This is a genomic window from Streptomyces sp. 15-116A (assembly GCF_025290915.1).
Classification (GTDB): domain Bacteria; phylum Actinomycetota; class Actinomycetes; order Streptomycetales; family Streptomycetaceae; genus Streptomyces.
Window position 1 is genome coordinate 1 of sequence record NZ_JAOCQE010000533.1, and the last position, 1,399, is coordinate 1,399.

2 protein-coding genes and 1 pseudogene are annotated in these 1,399 nt (G+C 75.5%); all 3 read left to right on the forward strand.

Features of this window, described 5'->3' with window-relative positions; translation table 11 throughout:
* Positions 1-447 (forward strand): glycosyltransferase (locus N4P33_RS35220; RefSeq protein WP_260830981.1); only part of this gene is annotated, 447 nt, incomplete at its 5' end.
* Positions 447-1,058, forward strand: coding sequence for an SIS domain-containing protein (locus tag N4P33_RS35225; protein WP_260830983.1), 612 nt, complete (start codon positions 447-449; stop codon positions 1,056-1,058). The genes N4P33_RS35220 and N4P33_RS35225, both read left to right, overlap by 1 nt.
* Positions 1,055-1,399: pseudogene (locus tag N4P33_RS35230) on the forward strand (hypothetical protein); the annotation flags it as partial. The gene N4P33_RS35225 and the pseudogene N4P33_RS35230, both read left to right, overlap by 4 nt.

Sequence of the window (1,399 nt, forward strand, 5' to 3'; positions counted from 1 at the left end):
CAGGAGGCACGGCGGCTGCGGCACCTCGCGCACCGCGCGGGAGTCGCCGGCCGGGTGCGGATGACCGGCGCGGTCGACCCCGCCGACATGCCCGCCCTCATCGGCAGCGCGGACCTGGTGCTGTGCACGCCCGTGTACGAGCCGTTCGGCATCGTGCCGCTGGAGGCGATGGCGTGCGGTGTGCCGGTCGTCGCCAGCGACGTCGGCGGCCACCGCGACAGCGTCGCCGACGGCGTCACCGGGCGGCTCGTCACCCCGGAGGACCCCGAGGCCGTCGCCGCCGCCGTACGCGAACTCCTCGACCGGCCGGAGCTGCGCGCCCGCTACGGCGCGGCGGGACGTGACCGGGTCCTCGCCCACTACACCTGGCGGCGCGTCGCCGACGGTGTCGAGGACGTCCACCGGCAGGTCCTGACCGGACACGCGATCCCGATAGAGGTGGCCTGATGACCGTGCACCCTCCCGTCACCGGCCACTGCGACGAACTCCAGGACGCACTCGGCGCGTTCCGTGTCTCCTCCCGTATCACCGAACGCTGGGGCGAGGCGCTCGCCCCAACACTCACCCACGGCGGCCGGCTGCTGGCCGCGGGCAACGGCGGCAGCGCGGCTCAGGCACAGCACCTGACAGCGGAACTCGTCGGCCGCTACCGCGACGACCGGCCCGCCTTCTCGGCGATCGCCCTGCACGCGGACACCTCGAGCACCACCGCGATCGCCAACGACTACGGCGTGGACGCGGTGTTCGCCCGTCAGGTCCGCGCCCACGGCCGCCCCGGCGACGTCCTGATGCTGCTGTCCACGTCCGGCGCCAGCGCGAACCTGCTGTCGGCGGCGGACGCGGCACGCGCGGCGGGGCTGCGGGTGTGGGCGATGACCGGGCCCGCGCCCAACCCGCTGATGCTGGGCAGCGACGAGTCCCTGTGCGTCGAGGCCCCGTCCTCCGCCACCGTCCAGGAACTCCACCTGGTGGCGGTGCACATGCTGTGCGCAGCGTTCGACGCGGCACTCGACGCAGGCCGCGGCGGGGGCGGGGGGCGGACCGGGGAGGCGACGTGACGAACGAGAAGATGAACGGTGTCGAGCCGAGGGTGAACGGCTGCTGCGCGAGCGGCAGTTGGCCGGACAGTGCCGGTGCGGGCGGCGGCCGGGGGGACGGCGGTCGTGCGAACGGCGGTCGTGCCAAGGCCGGGCGGGTGAATGGCGGTCGTGCGGATGCCGACCCGGTGAACGGCGGTCGTGCGGATGCCGACCCCGTGAACGGCGGTCGTGCGGGCGCCGCGCGCGTGAACGGCGGCCGGGGCGGCGATGGTCGCGTGGGCCTCCTTCGTGTGGGCGATGCCCGGGCCCGGCGCGGTGGCGCCGGGCGCAAGCTGCCGCTGCTCGTGGTCGGGGACGCG

What these genes read in the sequence shown, in the direction of transcription:
- N4P33_RS35225 (WP_260830983.1), top strand. Translation starts at nt 447, where the DNA reads ATGACCGTGCACCCTCCCGTCACCGGCCACTGCGACGAACTCCAGGAC.